The 15,258-nt window shown below is 71.1% G+C and carries 15 protein-coding genes and 1 pseudogene; 8 read left to right on the forward strand and 8 right to left on the reverse strand.

Going from position 1 to position 15,258, the window contains the following annotated elements:
• Positions 1 to 519 (forward strand): annotated as a pseudogene (locus AB0J40_RS40725) (Crp/Fnr family transcriptional regulator); the annotation flags it as partial.
• On the forward strand, positions 516 to 1,532 hold the full coding sequence (locus AB0J40_RS40730) for a family 2 encapsulin nanocompartment cargo protein polyprenyl transferase (RefSeq protein ID WP_364464781.1): 1,017 nt from the start codon (positions 516 to 518) through the stop codon (positions 1,530 to 1,532). The pseudogene AB0J40_RS40725 and the gene AB0J40_RS40730, both read left to right, overlap by 4 nt.
• Before the next feature lie 220 nt (positions 1,533 to 1,752).
• Here the strand turns inward: AB0J40_RS40730 and AB0J40_RS40735 are convergent, their stop codons facing one another.
• Positions 1,753 to 2,874 (reverse strand): CapA family protein, encoded by a 1,122-nt coding sequence (locus AB0J40_RS40735; protein ID WP_364464783.1) that lies wholly within the window; start codon positions 2,872 to 2,874, stop codon positions 1,753 to 1,755.
• Between the two features lie 367 nt (positions 2,875 to 3,241).
• Here AB0J40_RS40735 and AB0J40_RS40740 point away from each other — a divergent pair, with 367 nt between their 5' ends.
• From AB0J40_RS40740 to AB0J40_RS40760, 5 genes are all read left to right on the forward strand, one after another.
• Positions 3,242 to 4,216, forward strand: a complete 975-nt coding sequence (locus AB0J40_RS40740; protein ID WP_364464785.1) for a substrate-binding domain-containing protein — start codon at positions 3,242 to 3,244, stop codon at positions 4,214 to 4,216.
• A gap of 73 nt (positions 4,217 to 4,289) precedes the next feature.
• Complete coding sequence (locus AB0J40_RS40745) at positions 4,290 to 5,828, forward strand: sugar ABC transporter ATP-binding protein (protein ID WP_364464787.1); 1,539 nt, start codon at positions 4,290 to 4,292, stop codon at positions 5,826 to 5,828.
• Positions 5,825 to 6,850, forward strand: coding sequence for an ABC transporter permease (locus AB0J40_RS40750; protein ID WP_364464789.1), 1,026 nt, complete (start codon positions 5,825 to 5,827; stop codon positions 6,848 to 6,850). Before AB0J40_RS40745 ends, AB0J40_RS40750 begins: the two co-directional genes overlap by 4 nt.
• Positions 6,847 to 7,503 carry an FCD domain-containing protein gene (locus AB0J40_RS40755; RefSeq protein WP_364464791.1) on the forward strand — a complete coding sequence of 219 codons (657 nt, stop codon included), beginning with the start codon at positions 6,847 to 6,849 and terminating at the stop codon, positions 7,501 to 7,503. The genes AB0J40_RS40750 and AB0J40_RS40755 overlap by 4 nt, the downstream gene beginning before the upstream one ends.
• A gap of 71 nt (positions 7,504 to 7,574) precedes the next feature.
• Positions 7,575 to 8,654 (forward strand): glycoside hydrolase family 88 protein, encoded by a 1,080-nt coding sequence (locus AB0J40_RS40760; RefSeq protein ID WP_364464793.1) that lies wholly within the window; start codon positions 7,575 to 7,577, stop codon positions 8,652 to 8,654.
• 2 nt (positions 8,655 to 8,656) lie between these two features.
• Here the strand turns inward: AB0J40_RS40760 and AB0J40_RS40765 are convergent, their stop codons facing one another.
• The 6 genes from AB0J40_RS40765 to AB0J40_RS40790 form a co-directional block, all read right to left on the reverse strand.
• Complete coding sequence (locus tag AB0J40_RS40765; RefSeq protein ID WP_364464795.1) at positions 8,657 to 9,967, reverse strand: DNA polymerase IV; 1,311 nt, start codon at positions 9,965 to 9,967, stop codon at positions 8,657 to 8,659.
• Between the two features lies 1 nt (position 9,968).
• Positions 9,969 to 10,280, reverse strand: coding sequence for a transcriptional regulator (locus AB0J40_RS40770; RefSeq protein WP_364464797.1), 312 nt, complete (start codon positions 10,278 to 10,280; stop codon positions 9,969 to 9,971).
• Entirely contained in the window at positions 10,277 to 10,894 is a 618-nt protein-coding gene (locus AB0J40_RS40775) for a hypothetical protein (protein WP_364464799.1), read from the reverse strand. Before AB0J40_RS40775 ends, AB0J40_RS40770 begins: the two co-directional genes overlap by 4 nt.
• Before the next feature lie 57 nt (positions 10,895 to 10,951).
• Entirely contained in the window at positions 10,952 to 11,683 is a 732-nt protein-coding gene (locus tag AB0J40_RS40780; protein ID WP_364464801.1) for an ABC transporter permease, read from the reverse strand.
• Positions 11,680 to 12,579, reverse strand: a complete 900-nt coding sequence (locus AB0J40_RS40785) for an ABC transporter ATP-binding protein (protein ID WP_364464803.1) — start codon at positions 12,577 to 12,579, stop codon at positions 11,680 to 11,682. The genes AB0J40_RS40780 and AB0J40_RS40785 overlap by 4 nt, the downstream gene beginning before the upstream one ends.
• A gap of 156 nt (positions 12,580 to 12,735) precedes the next feature.
• Entirely contained in the window at positions 12,736 to 14,316 is a 1,581-nt protein-coding gene (locus AB0J40_RS40790) for an alpha/beta hydrolase (RefSeq protein ID WP_364464804.1), read from the reverse strand.
• Between the two features lie 191 nt (positions 14,317 to 14,507).
• Here AB0J40_RS40790 and AB0J40_RS40795 point away from each other — a divergent pair, with 191 nt between their 5' ends.
• Positions 14,508 to 14,849 carry a hypothetical protein gene (locus tag AB0J40_RS40795; protein ID WP_364464806.1) on the forward strand — a complete coding sequence of 114 codons (342 nt, stop codon included), beginning with the start codon at positions 14,508 to 14,510 and terminating at the stop codon, positions 14,847 to 14,849.
• Here AB0J40_RS40795 and AB0J40_RS40800 read toward each other — a convergent pair.
• Entirely contained in the window at positions 14,840 to 15,226 is a 387-nt protein-coding gene (locus AB0J40_RS40800; RefSeq protein WP_364464807.1) for a hypothetical protein, read from the reverse strand. The two genes, AB0J40_RS40795 and AB0J40_RS40800, sit on opposite strands and share 10 nt — an antisense overlap.
• Between the last annotated feature and the right edge of the window lie 32 nt (positions 15,227 to 15,258).

Consider the following 15,258-nt stretch of genomic DNA (forward strand, 5'->3'; position numbering starts at 1 on the left):
GAACACGAACTGGTCAACAACACCGACTTCGGGCTCCTGCACAACGCCGACCTCAAACACCGGCTCACCACCCGCACCGGACCACCCACCCCACTGGACCTCGACGACCTCCTCACCCGGCGCCGCAAGACCAAGTTCTTCCTCGCCCACCCCCGCGCCATCGCCGCCTTCGGCCGCGAATGCACGCGGGCACGCGTCTACCCCGACACGACGCTGCTCGACGGCAAACGCGTCACGGCCTGGCGCGGCGTCCCGATCCTGCCCTGCGACAAGATTCCGATCACCGATACCGGCACCACGTCGATCCTCGCCATGCGCACCGGCGAAGACGACGCCGGCGTCATCGGCCTGCGCCCGAAGGAGCTACCCGACCAGTACCAACCCGGGCTCAACGTCCGGTTCATGGGCATCAGCGACCGCGCGGTGACGTCCTATCTGGTCAGCGCCTACCACTCGGCCGCGGTGCTGGTACCGGACGCGCTCGGCGTGCTCGACGACGTCGAGGTCGGCCGCTCATGACGACCATGGACTCCCGGACCGCCGCCCGGCCGTTGACCGACGTCCTCGCGTGGAGCAAGGGCCTGGTCGACCCCGCGTTGCGCACCGCGGCCGACCGGCTGCCCGACGCGATGCGGCGGATCGCGGGCTACCACTTCGGGTGGGAGGACGCGCGCGGCGAGCCGTCGTCCGCGGACGGCGGCAAGGCGCTGCGGCCGGCTCTCGTGCTGCTCTGCGCGGAAGCCGCGGGCGGCGATCCCGCGGCCGCCGTGCCCGCCGCCGTCGCGGTCGAGCTGGTGCACAACTTCTCGCTGCTGCACGACGACGTCATGGACGGCGACACGACCCGCCGCCACCGGCCGACGGCGTGGACGGTGTTCGGCACCGGGCCCGCGGTGCTCGCCGGGGACGCGTTGCTGAGCGTGGCGTTCGAGCAGCTGACCCCCGAGGGCGCGAAGCTGCTGTCCCAGGGCGTGCTGGACCTGCTGGAGGGCCAAGCGGCCGACGTGGACTTCGAGCAGCGCGACGACGTCACGCCGGCGGAGTGCGTCCGGATGGCGAACGGCAAGACGGCGGCCTTGATCGGGGCGGCGTGCCGGCTGGGCGCCCTGCTCGCGGGGCGGCCGGAGGCGGTGGCACGGTTCGGGGAGTTCGGCCGCGCGGTCGGGCTGGCGTTCCAGCACGTCGACGACCTGCTCGGCATCTGGGGCGACCCGGCGTCGACGGGAAAGCCGGTGTTTTCGGACCTCCAGAACCGCAAGAAGTCGCTGCCGGTGGTGACGGCGCTGTCCTCGGGCACGGCGGCGGGCGCGGAGCTGGCGGAGTTGTACGCGGGGACGGACCCGTTCACGGACGCGGAGCTGGCCCGAGCGGCGGAGCTGGTCGACGAGGCGGGCGGCCGCCAGTGGAGCCAGGCCCAGGCGGCGGCATTGGTGGCGAAGGGCTTGCGGGAGCTGGCGGCGGTGAACCCGGTGCCGCGGCCGGCGGCAGAGTTGGCGTCGTTGGCTCGGCTGATCACGACCAGGACGCACTGAGGGAGGGCGGGTCTGCGGGGAGGGCCGGCGGGCAGCGCCACCCACCACGCCTGATCGGCGGGCCGGCGGGCGGAGCTGGCGCCACCCGCCGGCCCGCCGGCTCGGCGGACCAGCCCTCACCGGCCGGAGCGGGGCTGCCCTGGTCGGCTGTGCGCGCGCAAGCGGGCGGTGCCGGCGCTACCCGCCGCTGCGAGGCGGCTCGCGCTACCCCGCCGAAGCGTCACTTCCCGGGCCGGGTCAAGCCGTCCTTGTCCGCGTCCAAGCTCAAAATGTTCTTGTCCGTGTCCCCCAGCGCCTTCGTCACCTGCGCCGACGGCTGCGATGTCGACAAGTCGACCAGCCGGATCGGTGCGTCCAGCTTGATCAGCGTCGGGATGTACTCGGCCTTGTCGACCTTCCACCGGTCCCCGTCGCGCACGAAGCGGAAGCGGGCCGCCGCGCCCTCCTCCGTGTCGCCGCGCGGCTCCGAGTGGCGGGCCACGCTGTTGCCGAGCCCGTACGCCACCCACTTGCCGCCGATCTTCTCGAACGGCTGCACCACGTGCGCGTGGTGGCCGACGATCAGGTCGATGTCGTCCGACGCCAGCAGTTTCTTCGCCTGCGACCGCTGCTCGGCCGTCGGGTCGTGCTGGTACTCCACACCCCAGTGCAGGCTCGCGATCACGACCTGCGCCCCAGCCTCACGCGCCTTGCGGGCCGCCGCCAGGACGTCGCCGACGTCGATCTGGTTCGCCAGCCACGGCTTGCCCGCCGGAACCTTGATGCCGTTGAACCCGAACGCGTACGACACCTGCGCGACCTTCACGCCGTGGACGTCGAGGATCAGCGGTTTCGCCGCCTCCGCGGCCGACCGCGCCGAGCCGGTGTGCCTGATTCCGACGGCGTCGAGCTTGTCCAGCGTGCGCGACACCCCTTCCGCACCCTGGTCGATCGTGTGGTTGGACGACGTCGAGCAGGTGTCGTAGCCGGTGTCCTTCAGCGCGTCCGCGATCTCCGGCGGCGCGTTGAACGACGGGTACCCGCTGTACGGGCCGCCTTCCGGCGCCAGCGGCGTCTCGAGGTGACAGATCCCCAGGTCGGCGCCGGAGATCAGCGGCTTGATCCCGGCCAGCAGCGGCCGGTAGTCGATCTTCCCGCCGCCGTCGGCCTCGGCCTGCTCGGTCAGCGCGGGGTGGATCAGGACGTCGCCGGTCGCGACGACGCTGAAGGAGCCGTCCGGAGCCGCCGGCGAGGACGGCGTCTCCGGGAACGGCGTCGGCGCCGGGCCGGACTGCGGCGGGGAGCTGCACGCGGCCGCCAGGACGGCGACCCCGGCGAGCGCGGCGACGCGGTGCTTCCTCATCGGGTCCCCCTAACGTGGTCCGGCCATCCTGCCAGCCGGGCGAAACCGGCAGAGACGGCATCCCGGTCACCAAAAACTTCCACCACAGTCGACAACACCGATCAGAACATTCGCACAGGACAAAACCGGACAACGCGCAGGACAGCAGGGAAAAAATACGATAAATGGCAGCCAGTCATGCCACGATGCAACTACGGAGAGTAGGTCTCGCTCCGCTAACTGCGGCTTGACGCTCCACGAACGGGTGTTTTGTAATACCAGTCACCCACCGGCGTCCCCACGCGCCACTCAAACCCCGGCCTCCTTGGGAGCAACGATGTCCCCACAGTCGCACAGGTTCCGCACCTGGAGCGTTGTTGGTTGTTGTTTGATTTCCGGCGTCCTGATGGCTTCGTGCTCCTCCGGCAAGGACACCGCGGCGCCGCAGCAGCAGGCACCCGCCAACGGCAAGATCACCCTGTACTACCTGCAGAAACAGGGCGACCAGCAGTACTTCGTCGAGCAGGCGCAGGGGGCGCAGGAGAAGGCGAAGGAGCTCGGCGTCGAGCTCAAGGTCGTCAACCTCGGCCAGGACGCCAACAAGGCGATCACCGAACTCGACGCCGCGGTCGCGCAGGGCGCGAACGGCGTCGCCATCGTCGTCCCGGACCAGGCCATCGGCCCGCAGGTGATCGACAAGGCCAAGAGCGCGGGCATCCCGCTGATCGCCTCCGACGACGTCATCAAGGACGGCACCGGCGCGAAGGCCCCGTTCGTCGGCTTCAACGGCAGCCAGATGGGCGACTCGGTCGGCACCGAAGCCGGGAAGCTGTTCAAGGCCGCCGGCTGGACCGCCGCCGACACGAAGATCATCAGCGCCTACAAGCAGGACCTGACCGTCTGCACCGACCGCGTCACCGCCGCGAAGAGCGCGTTCGCCAAGGCCGCGGGCGCGGACGTCCCGGTGATCGACGTCGGCACCGACAACTCCCCGGTCGACGCGCAGAACAAGTCCGGCGCGGTGATCGGCTCCAACCCCGGCGTCAAGCACTGGGTGGTCTGGGGCTGCAACGACGAGAACGAGACCGGCGTCGTGACCGCGCTGGCGAACTCCGGCGTGCAGGCGAACAACATCATCGGCGTCGGGCTCGGTGCCTACCTCGACTGCAAGGACTGGGCGGCGGGCAAGGACACCGGCAACAAGGCCGCGCTCTACATCTCCGGCGCCGAGGTCGGCCGCTCGGCGATCCAGGTGCTCGTCGACAAGGTGAAGAACGGCAAGGAGCTGCCCGCGGAGACGATCGCGAAGACCACGATCGTCAACAAGGACAACTACAAGCAGGCCGGCGTCAACTGCACCTGACCGACCCCCTCGTGAGTGCGTAACAGTGTTCTAACACTGTTACGCACTCACGACCGCCGTACGGAAGGCGACCATGTCCTCCTCTTCACCCGCGCTCGCCGTCGAGGGCATCGGCAAGCGCTTCTCCGGCGTCACCGCCCTCGACGACGTCTCGCTGGAGTTCCGCTCCGGCGAGGTGCTCGCGCTGATGGGCGAGAACGGCGCCGGGAAGTCGACGCTGCTGCGCGTCCTCTCCGGCGACCAGGGCCCCGACGACGGCCGGCTCCTCCTGGACGGCACCGAGGTCGCGTTCGACACCCCGCGCGCGGCGATGGCCGCCGGGGTCCGCGTGATCTACCAGGAACCCGAGATCATCCCGCACGTTTCGGTGGCGGAGAACGTCTTCGTCGGCGAGCTGCCCGCGAAGGGCCGGGTCTTCAACCGCCGCACGCTCATGAAGGCCACGCACGACGCGCTCGTCGAGTACGGCTTCGAAGGCGTCCTCAACCCGGCCACGCTCGGCGTCGCCCTCTCCGCCGCGCAGCGCCAGCTCGTCGAGATCCTGCGCGTCCTCACCGCGGCCACGCCGCCGAAGGTGATCGCGTTCGACGAGCCGACGTCGTCGCTGTCGGAACACGAGGTCGAGGCGCTGTTCCGGCTGATCGGGCGGCTGCGCGACAGCGGTGTCGCAGTGGTCTACGTCTCGCACCGGATGAAGGAGATCTTCCAGCTGGCCGACCGCGTCGCCGTGCTGCGCGACGGCAAGCTCGTCGGCGTCCAGCCGGTCGCGGAGACCGACGAGCCCGGCCTGGTGCGGATGATGATCGGCCGCGACCTGTCGGCCCTCCAGCGCCGCGTCACGCAGGACACCGGCGACGTCGTGCTGGAGCTCGACGACGTCACGACCGACGACGTCACCGGCATCTCCCTGCGGGTCCGCGCGGGCGAGGTCGTCTGCCTGGCCGGCCTGGTCGGCGCCGGGCGCTCCGAGCTGGCCCGCGCGATCGTCGGCGACCTGCCGATCCGGTCGGGGACCGTCACGCTCGACGGGAAGCGGCTGCGCGCGCACAACCCGGGTGACGCCGTGAAGGCGGGCATCGGCTTCGCGCCCGAAGAGCGCAAGACGGACGCGTTGCTGATGCAGCGGTCCGTACGCGACAACGTCTCCATCGCCGTTCTCGACCGCCTTCGCCGCTTCCGCGTGGTGAAGCGGGCGAAGGAGCGCGCGCTCGTCGAGGAGTACGTACGCGAGCTTCGCGTGCGGACGCCGTCGATGGAGCAGGAAGTCCGCAAGCTGTCCGGTGGCAACCAGCAGAAGGCCGTCCTCGCGCGCTGGCTCGCGCGGCGGCCCAAGCTGCTGATCCTCGACGAGCCGACGCGCGGGGTCGACGTCGGCGCGAAGGCCGAGATCTACCGGATCATCGACGGCCTCGCCGCGGAAGGCATCGCGCTGCTGGTCATCTCCTCCGACCTACCCGAGGTGCTGACGCTCGCCGACCGCATCCTCGTCATGCGGGCCGGGCGCCTGGCCGGCGAGATCGGCCGCGAGGACGCGACCGAGGAAGCCGTGCTGACCCTCGCCATCCCCGAAACCGAACCAGCCGTGGAAGAAGCCCAGGAGATCGGCGCATGAGCACCCCAACCAAGGAAACGTCGGCCCCTGCCGCCCCGGCGCCACCGAGCGCCGCGCGCCGCGTGCTCACCGGCATCGGCGTACAGAACTCGAGCCTGATCATCACGCTGATCGCGTTGATCGTCCTGCTGAGCATCCTGAACGACAACTTCCTGCGCACCAACAACCTGCTGCTCATCGGCAGCGCGATCACCATCATGGGGCTGCTCGCCCTGGTCCAGACGCTGGTGATCATCCTGGGCGCGCTGGACATCTCGGTCGGCTCGATGGCCGGGCTCGCGTCGGTCATCTCCGCGATGGTGTTCACCTCGACCGGCAACGCCGAGGTCGGCATCCTCGCCGCGATCGGCATCGGCATCGTCTGCGGCCTGATCAACGGCATGATCATCATCTTCGGCCGGGTCAACCCGGTCGTCGCGACGCTGGCGATGCTCGCCACCTACAAGGGCGTCGCGCAGGTCATCTCCGACGGCAAGTCGCAGGGCTACACCGGCGGCGACGACCTGTTCATCTTCCTGGCCAAGGGGTCCGTGCTCGGGCTGCCGTCGCTGGTGTGGGTGTTCCTGATCGTCGCGGCGCTGCTGCACTTCCTGCTCAAGTACACCGACATCGGGCGCAACGTCTACGCCATCGGCGGCAACGACACCGCGGCCCGGCTGGCCGGCATCAACATCAACCGCTACATCATCGGCGTCTACGCGCTCGCCGGCGTGGTCGCCGCGGTCGCGGGCATCCTGATCACCGCGCGCACCGGCTCCGGCCAGCCGGTGTCCGGGTCCGAGGGCCTGGAACTGCAGGCCGTCACCGGTGCCGCGCTCGGCGGCACGATGCTCAAGGGCGGCCGCGGGTCGATCATTTCGACGGTGCTCGCGGTGATCATCCTGGGCGTGCTCGACAACGGCATGTCCGGGCTGGGCATCAACCCGTTCTGGCAGAACGTCGCCCACGGCGCCCTGCTCGTGATCGCGGTCGTGCTGCAGCAACTGCGCAGCGGGGAGCGCCGCGTCGGCCTGCCGGAGTGAACCTCCACGCCCGGATCGTCGACGAACTGGGCAGGCTCATCGTCGAAGGCGTCCTCGGGGACGGGCAGCCGCTCGTCCCCGAGGAACTGGGCCGGCGCTTCGCCGCGTCCCGGACCGTCGTGCGCGAGGCGCTGCGCGTGCTGGAGTCCAAGGGCATGGTCACCGCGCGGCCGCGGGTCGGCACGTGGACGCTGCCGCCGGACGCCTGGGACGCCATCGACCCGGACGTCATCGCCTGGCGCGTCAACGGGCCCGACCGGCCCCGGCACCTGCGCGAGCTGGCGGAACTGCGGCTGGCGATCGAGCCGCAGGCGGCGCGGATGGCCGCGCAGCACCGGCGGCCCGACGAGCTGTCGGCGATGGCCGCGGCCTACGAGTCGATGGCGGACGCGGTCGAGCGGGCCGACCCGGAAGCGTTCCGGGACGCCGATTCGCGGTTCCACGCGGCGCTGATCCGCGCGTCCGGCAACGCGCTGATCGCGCAGCTGCAGGTCCCGGTCGTGGCGGCGCTGCGGGCGAACGGCGAGCCGATGGAGCTGGTGGCGCATTCCCGCGTGCTGACACTGGTGCTCGCGAAGAACGCCGACGGGGCCGAGTCGGCGGCCCGCCGGCTGCTGGAAACCGTTGCACCGTACCGCTCACCGGCACCTTGACACGTCCAGCGGGAAGCGCTTCACTCGCTGCGACCGACCCGCCGCCATGAGGTGCTGAGGAGGACGCTTCCATGCGTTTCCGGGGTATTCGTGGTTTCGGCGTGCTCGCGGCCGCGGCCGTGGCGGGCAGTCTTGTGACGGCGCCGGTCGCTTCGGCGGCCGTTTCCTGCGCCGTCGCGGACGAAATGGTCGCCGCGGGCAACTACTGGGCGGCGAACGGGACGAACCCCGGCCCGGCCGACTGGCAGAACGCGACGTTCCACGTCGGCAACCTGGCGTTGGTCCGGACCACCGGCCAGTCCAACCACAAGACGTACCCGTGGGCCCAGGCCAACGGCTACCAGCTGCCGCTCGACCCGAAGCGGCCGTTCTTCCCGGACAACCAGGCGGCCGGCGAGGCGTACCTGGACCTGTACACGTACTTCCACCCGGAGATCCCGCTCGACTCGATCCGCACGCGCATCAAGGACGAGGTCGCGTCCGTGCGGGCGGGGCACCGGGACTACTGGAACTACGTCGACGCGCTGAACATGGCGATGCCGTCGTTCGCGCGGATGAGCCTGATCGACCACGATCCGTCCTATTCGGACGCGATGGACCAGCTCTACCGGACGTCGGAACACAAGCTGTTCAACGAGTTCACCGGTCTGTGGTACCGCGACGAGCGGTTCAAAGGCTCGGGCGTGTTCTGGTCGCGCGGCAACGGCTGGGCACTGGCGGCGCTGACGAAGGTGCTGCAGGTGCTGCCGGCGGACGACCCGCACCGGCCGGAGTACCTGCGGGTGTTCAAGAAGATGGCGTTCTCGTTGTCCTTGCTGCAGCGGCGTGACGGCTTCTGGAACGCGGACCTGCTGAACCCGTGGGACCACGGCGGCCCGGAGACGAGCGGCACGGCGTTCTTCACGTTCGGCATCGGCTGGGGCATCACGGCGGGCATCCTGGACGCGAAGCGCTACCGCCCGGTGGTGGACAGGGCGTGGACGGCGCTGTCGACGAAGGCGTTGCAGCCCAGCGGATTGGTGGGTTACGTCCAGCCGGTGGGCGACCGCCCGGCGACGGCGCAGGCGACCGACACCTCGGCGTTCGGCGTGGGTGCGTTCCTGCTGGCGGGCCAGCAGGTGGCGAAGCTGCAGGGCTGCTCGGCGGAGTAGGCCTACTTCAGGCAGTCGCCGGGATCGCCGCGGGTCAGGGCCGGGTCGTCCTGGGGGAAGGTGCGGGCCACGCCAGGTCCGGAGGAACGGTGCTCGAAGCGCACCGTCACCCGGCCGTGGCCCGCGCCCTGCACCCAGCCGGTCCCGTACTCGGCGTGGACCACGTCGTCGCCCTGGCGCCACTCCGACGGCGGGGCCGCCGCCGGCGCCGGCGCCGCGACCACCGTCGACGTCGACGGCACCGAAGGCGCGGCCAGGGTGAACAGCGCGTCCTGGTGGGGCACCGACAGCCCGCTGTACGCCACCCCCGCCAGCCGGATCCCGCCGAACTCCGCCGGGTCGAGCAGCAGCCGCTCCGCCACCGCCGACAGCTCCGCCAGGTCGTCGGTCGGGGCGGAGATCGTCTCCGAGCGGGTCACCGTGTGCATGTCCGTGTGCCGCAGCTTGATCACGACCGTGCGGGCCACCCGCTCGGCCTTCACCAGCCGCTGGTGCGCCCCCACCGCGATCCGCCGGACCTCGGCGCGCAACGTCGCCAGGTCGATGATGTCCGTGTCGAACGTCGTTTCCGCGCTGACCTGCTTCGTCTCGCCGCGGTCGGCCACCGGCCGGTCGTCGAAGCCCGACGCGAGGCGACGCAGGTCGCGGCCGACCACGCCGCCCAGCGTGGCCACCGCGTCCTGTTCGGACAGTGCCGCCAGCTGCCCGAGCGTCTGGACGCCGATGAACCGCAGCTTCCCCTCCGCCACCGGGCCGATCCCCCACAGCGCGCGCACCGGCAGCGGGGCGAGGAACTCGCGTTCGGTGCCCTGCGGGACCACCAGCAGGCCGTCCGGCTTGGCCTCGTCGGAGGCGATCTTCGCGATCTGCTTGCCGTTGCCCGCGCCGATCGACGCCACCAGCCCGGTCTCCTCGCGAATCCGGGCCCGCAGCGACGCACAGAACGCCGTGACCTCGTCGAAGGAGGCGCCGGCGAGCGACGGCGGTTCGGCGAAGGCCTCGTCGAGGGAGATCTTCTCCAGCAGGGGCGCCACCGACGTGACGACGGCGAACACCTCCTGGCTGAGCCGCTCGTACACGCGGAACCGCGGTGGCACGATCACGCCGTTCGCCGGGAGCAGCCGCCGCGCCTGCGCCATCGGCATCGCGGACTTGATGCCGAACGCCCGCGACTCGTAGCTCGCGCCCGCGACGACGCCCCGGGGCCCGAGCCCGCCGACGAGCACCGGACGTCCCGCCAGCGTCGGGCGGGTGAGCTGCTCGGCCGACGCGTAGAAGGCGTCCAGGTCGAGGTGGATCACCCAGCGGGCCACGTCAGTCCCCGCCGGTGGCGTCCAGCAGCCGGTGGAGCGCCTTGGTGTAGTTCTCGAACGCCGCCCGGCCGGCCGCGGTCAGCTTGACCAGCGTGACCGGCGTGCGGTGCTCGTAGGCCTTGGTGATCTCGACGTACTCGGCGTCCTCGAGCTTGCGCAGGTGCGTCGAGAGGTTGCCGGCCGTCATGTCCAGCAGCTGCTGCAGCCGCGGGAAGGTGATCTGGTCGCCGGCGTGCAGGCCGGCGAGCGCGACCGTGACCCGCAGCCGCGCCTGGGCGTGGATGACCGGGTCGAGCTGCGGCAGCTCGCTCATCGGGACTTCTTCTCGCGCACGAAGTACACGATCGCGCCCAGCAGGAACCCGCCGCCGCCGCAGACCGCCAGCACCAGGAAGTTGGCCGGGAACCCGACCAGCACGCTCAAGCCCGAGCACACGATCATCCACGCGCCGAGGCCGTACATGAGCTTGTCCTGCCAGACCATGCCGCCCGCCAGGTACATCGCCCCGGTGAGCAGCAGCCAGGTGCCCGACCACAGCAGCGACACCTGGTCGGAGGAAAGCGACTGGAACGACGTGATCCGGATGTCGACGACCATCAGGCCGATCGACGTGAGCGCCCAGCTGTAGCCGTACATCGCGCCGACGGTCTTCGACGGGCCGCGGATCCCCCGCCCCGCCCGGGCGCTGACGTAGCCGGTGTAGCCCATCGCGGCGAGGAACAGCACCGCCACGACCACGCCGCCGACCCAGCCGGGGACGCTGCCGGTGGTCGTCGCGTAGTAGGTGAAGCCCCAGCCGGCGATCCAGGCGAGGGCCCAGGCCGCGAGCATCCGCGCCGGGCCCCCGCCCAGTTCCCGGCGGTTGCGCCGGTTCTGCTGGGCGATCAGGTTCAGCGACTCCTCCGCCGACAACGGCTCGTCGTCCACCCTCTCCGCCCTTCGTCCGTGCAGACCCCTCAGTACCGCACGGAGGTTAACAAGCACTTACAGCCGCGCCGTGTCCAGCCGGAACCGGCGCACCACGATCAGCGCGGGCACGACCAGCCAGCCGGCCAGGACGAGCACCGCCAGCCCCATCCCGCCGGCGTGCGCGAGGGGTTCGAGACCCACCCGGCCGAGCCAGAACGTCGGGAAGAAGTGCGCCAGCGTCGCCATCCAGTCCGGGAGGACGTACAGCGGGATCCAGAGGCCGCCGAGCATGCCCAGCGGCATCATCAGCGCGCCGGTGACCGCGCCGACCGTGTCGCCCTTGCCGAACAGGCCGATGGCCAGGCCCAGCACGGCGAACGGGAGGACGCCGAGCCACAGCGACACCAGCACCAGGCCCCACTGGGCCGCCGTCATCTCGACACCCATCGCCAGGCCCGCGGCGAACAGCACCACGAGCACCGGCAGCGCCACGGCCATCGCCGAAATGACCTTGACGACCAGGTAGCCCGGGCCGCGCATCGGCGTCAGGCGCAGCTGGCGCTGCCAGCCGTCGGTGCGTTCCTGCGCCACCCGCGTGCCGGTGAACAGCGCGCCGCCGCTCGCGCCGTACGCGGCGAGGTTGATCATGGTCTGGACGTTCGAGGCCAGGCCGTTCGGCGCGACGAGCTTGCCGAAGATCGAGCCGAAGAGCAGGAACATGGCCAGCGGCATGCCGATGGTGAAGATCGTGAACTGGGGACTGCGGACGATCCGCTTGATCTCCAGGCTCAGGTAGGTGGTGTTCACGCGGCGGCCTCCTCGGCGGTCAGCGCCAGGAAGGCCTCTTCGAGCCCGAGCGCGGTGATTTCGATGTCGGACGCCTGCGGGAACCGCCCCAGCAGCGCCCGGACGGCGGCGTCGGAGTCGGCGCAGGCCAGCTCGGCGCGGCCGGCGCGCAGCTGGACGCTCGTGACGCCGTCGAGCCGCGCCAGATCGCTTTCCGTCGCGCCCGGGACGGCGGCCTTGAGCACCCGCCCGGACACCGCGGCGCGGACCTCGGCGACCGGCCCGTCGGCGACGACCACGCCGTGGCGCATCAGCACCACGCGGTCGGCGTAGTCCTCGGCCTCGGCGAGGTAGTGCGTCGCGAACAGCACGGTCCTCCCCGTCGCGGCGAACTCGCGGATGGCCGCCCAGAACGCGCGCCTGCCGTCGACGTCCATCGCGGCCGTGGGCTCGTCGAGCACGAGCAGCTTCGGGTCGCCGGCCAGCGCGAGGGCGAACCGGACGCGCTGGCGTTCCCCGCCGGACAGCTTGCCGCAGCGGCGTTTCACGAGGGTCTCCAGGCCCGCGCGGGCGATCACCTCGCTCGCCGGCAGCGGGTTCGCGTGCGTCGAGACGATCAGGTCGACGATCTCGCCGACCGTGACGTCGCCCAGCAGCGCGCCGTTCTGCATCATGGCGCCGACGAGCCCCCGGTCGACGGCCTCGCGCGGGCTGCCGCCCTCGACCGTGACGGTTCCCGCGTCCGGCTTGGTGAGCCCGAGCAGCATGTCGACGGTGGTCGACTTGCCCGCGCCGTTCGGCCCGAGCAGCGCGACGACCTCCCCGCGGGCGACTTCGACGGACACCCCGTCGACGGCGGTGACGCGGCCGAACCGTTTGGTCAGGCCCCGCAGTGCGAACGCCGGTCCCCCAGTCATGGCGTCCCTCCCCTCTCTCGACTTTGAACCGCAAACTCGACGTGCACTTTGTAACACAAAGTCCGCGCGGATTCAAAGCTCCCGGCGTCGGAAAGCACGAAAAACGGGGTGCCGGGCACTGGGCCCGACACCCCGTCCAGGAGCAGTTTTCGCAGGTCAGCCGGTGAACCGCCCGGACACGAGACCCTGGGTGGCCGCGGCGTCCGCCTTGGCCGCGGTCGGCGCCGGGGGCGTCGGCTGCGGCAGCGGGGCGCACTCGACGTCGGCCGTGCGGCCCGGCTTGCGGGCCGGCAGCGCGCCCGTCGCCAGGTAGTCGGCGATCTTGGTGTCGACGCAGGCGTTGCCGCGCGGGGTGATCGCGTGGCTGGTGCCGCCCGGCTCCGCGATCAGCGAAGCGCCCGGGAAGCGGCTGCGGACCTCGAGGCTGCCCGGGTACGGCGTCGCCGCGTCGAGCGTTTCGTCGATCATCAGCACGCTCTGGACGCCGCTGCCGTCGACCTTGGTCGGCTTGCCGGCCTTCGCGGGCCAGTACAGGCAGGGTGCGTTGAACCACGCGTTCTGCCAGGTGAAGTACGGCGCCTTGGCGAAGGTCTGCCAGTTGTCGCGCTTCCACTGGTTCCAGCTCTGCGGCCACTGCACGTCGGTGCACTGGACGGCGAGGTAGACCGCGTAGCCGTTGTCGTCGCCGCGGCCGCCGAAGGCCTCGAACAGCGTCTTCCAGTTCTGCCAGTCGCCCTGGTTGACGAACCGGGACAGCGCGTCGCCCAGCAGCGTCCACCGCAGCTGGTAGTAGCTCGCTTGCTGGATGACGTCGAGGATCTCGTCCGGGCCGATCACGCCGCCGGCGGGGTTGAAGGTCGTCTTGAGCAGCTGTTCGTTGACGACGCGCTGCACCGCGGCCTGCGTCTTGCCGAGGTGGTAGACGTCGTCGTGCTGGGCGAGCCAGCCGAACCAGATCAGGATGTTCTTGTCGAAGGCGACGTCCTGGTTGAGGTTGTCGCCGTACCAGACCCCGCGCGGGTCGACGGTCGAGTCGAGCACCATCCGGCGGACGTTCTGCGGGAAGAGCGTGCCGTAGACCTGGCCGAGGTAGGTGCCGTAGGAGTAGCCGTAGAAGTTCAGCTGCTTCGCCCCGAGCGCCTGGCGGATGGAGTCCATGTCCTTGACCGTGTCGGTCGTCTTCATGTTCTCCAGCAAGGCCTTCGGGTTGTTCTTCGCGCAGGCCTCGGCGTAGCCCTTGGAGCGGGCGAGCCAGGTCTTCTCGAGCTGCGGGGTGACCGGCGCGTACACCGGCCGGTTGTAGTCCATGTAGTTCGGGTCGCAGCTGAGCGCGGGCTTGCTGGAGCCGACCCCGCGCGGGTCGAAGCCGATCCAGTCGTAGGCGTCGCCGGCGTGGTTGGGCACGCGCGGGCCGCGGGTGGCCAGCAGCAGCCCGGAACCGCCGGGGCCACCGGGGTTGGTCAGCATGACGCCCTGGTACTGCGCGTCCGGGACGTTGTGCTTGACGCGGTCGACGGCGAGCTGGATCCGGTCACCGTGCGGCTTCGAGTAGTCGAGCGGCACGCTGAGGAACCCGCATTCGGCACCGGCGGCGACGAGCGTGGGATCGGTGCACGGCCCCCAGGCGATCGTCCCGGCGTGCGGCGCGGCCGGCGCGGGCGCGGCGTTCGCCGCCGGCGCATTCACGAGCGCGGTCGCCACCGCGGCGGCGACCGCGGCGATCAAGACACGTCTCACTGTTTCCTCCCTTTCCCCTGCGACTTCGGGCGGGAGAACCCTAGACCCCGTCGCGGACCTTCGGGCAGGGCAAACGGGGTGGCGACCGGGAATGCCCTACGAAAGGCGGAAACCGGATGCACCGGGCGTCCGGGACGCCGTACGCTCGGCAGGGAAGTCCTAAGTGGAGAGAGCTGCCGAGAGGAGCCTCGATGTTCGGCGACGTGGTCCGCGACTTCGCCGCGGCCGCACCGGATCGGGAATCCGCCGCGTGGATCGGCGCGGTGACGTGGTCGGTGTCCGACGGCGGGAACGCGTACCGCGTGCTGGTGACCGCGGCCGACGGAACCGCTTTCGGCTTCGCGGCCCGGCGGGACACCCCGGCCCTCGCGCTGTGCGACGTCGCCGACCGGTTCCAGGACTTCGTGGCCGACAACCTCCGCGTCGGGCTTCCGCCGGTTCCCGGCACCGCTGTGGCGGCCGTGGTCGACGGCGCGGCCTGCTGGACCGACGCCGAATCCGGCTGGCGGTGCCCGATCGGCGCCTATCCCTGAGCATGCCGCTGGACGAAGGCCTCGATCAGCTGCTGCCGCTCCGCCGAAGTCGCCCGCTCCAGCTCCACCGTGTCGCCGTCGATCGTCACCTTGATCTTGTGCCTGCCCGCCTGGCGGCCCAGCCACTCCTTCAGCGTCTCCACCAGCCCGGGGAACACGCCGCCCGCCGCGCTGAACGCCACCAGCAGCGACCCCACCGTCACCGGGTCTGCCGCCTTCGCGCCCGCCGGGGCCTCCGCCGGCAGCGCGCGCAGGTCGACGTCCAGCTCGCCCAGCTCGGCGCGCAGCCGGCGGGCGAGGCGGTCCAGCTCCTCCGCGTCCGCCTCGTCGTCCGCTTCGAGCCGCACCAGGGCCCGCCGCGTGTCCGGTTCGGTCATGCGCGCCATGGTCCGCTCCGGAACGCGTGCGG

The sequence above is a fragment of the Amycolatopsis sp. NPDC049691 genome (assembly GCF_040675005.1).
In the GTDB taxonomy this organism is placed as follows: Bacteria; Actinomycetota; Actinomycetes; order Mycobacteriales; family Pseudonocardiaceae; genus Amycolatopsis.

Bases quoted from the DNA above. Each gene is read 5' to 3' on its own strand.
- AB0J40_RS40745 (WP_364464787.1), top strand. From the start codon at position 4,290: ATGTCCTCCTCTTCACCCGCGCTCGCCGTCGAGGGCATCGGCAAGCGC.
- AB0J40_RS40730 (WP_364464781.1), top strand. From the start codon at position 516: ATGACGACCATGGACTCCCGGACCGCCGCCCGGCCGTTGACCGACGTC.
- AB0J40_RS40770 (WP_364464797.1), bottom strand. From the start codon at position 10,280: ATGAGCGAGCTGCCGCAGCTCGACCCGGTCATCCACGCCCAGGCGCGG.
- AB0J40_RS40735 (WP_364464783.1), bottom strand. From the start codon at position 2,874: ATGAGGAAGCACCGCGTCGCCGCGCTCGCCGGGGTCGCCGTCCTGGCG.
- AB0J40_RS40785 (WP_364464803.1), bottom strand. From the start codon at position 12,579: ATGACTGGGGGACCGGCGTTCGCACTGCGGGGCCTGACCAAACGGTTC.
- AB0J40_RS40750 (WP_364464789.1), top strand. From the start codon at position 5,825: ATGAGCACCCCAACCAAGGAAACGTCGGCCCCTGCCGCCCCGGCGCCA.
- AB0J40_RS40800 (WP_364464807.1), bottom strand. From the start codon at position 15,226: ATGACCGAACCGGACACGCGGCGGGCCCTGGTGCGGCTCGAAGCGGAC.
- AB0J40_RS40760 (WP_364464793.1), top strand. From the start codon at position 7,575: ATGCGTTTCCGGGGTATTCGTGGTTTCGGCGTGCTCGCGGCCGCGGCC.
- AB0J40_RS40795 (WP_364464806.1), top strand. From the start codon at position 14,508: ATGTTCGGCGACGTGGTCCGCGACTTCGCCGCGGCCGCACCGGATCGG.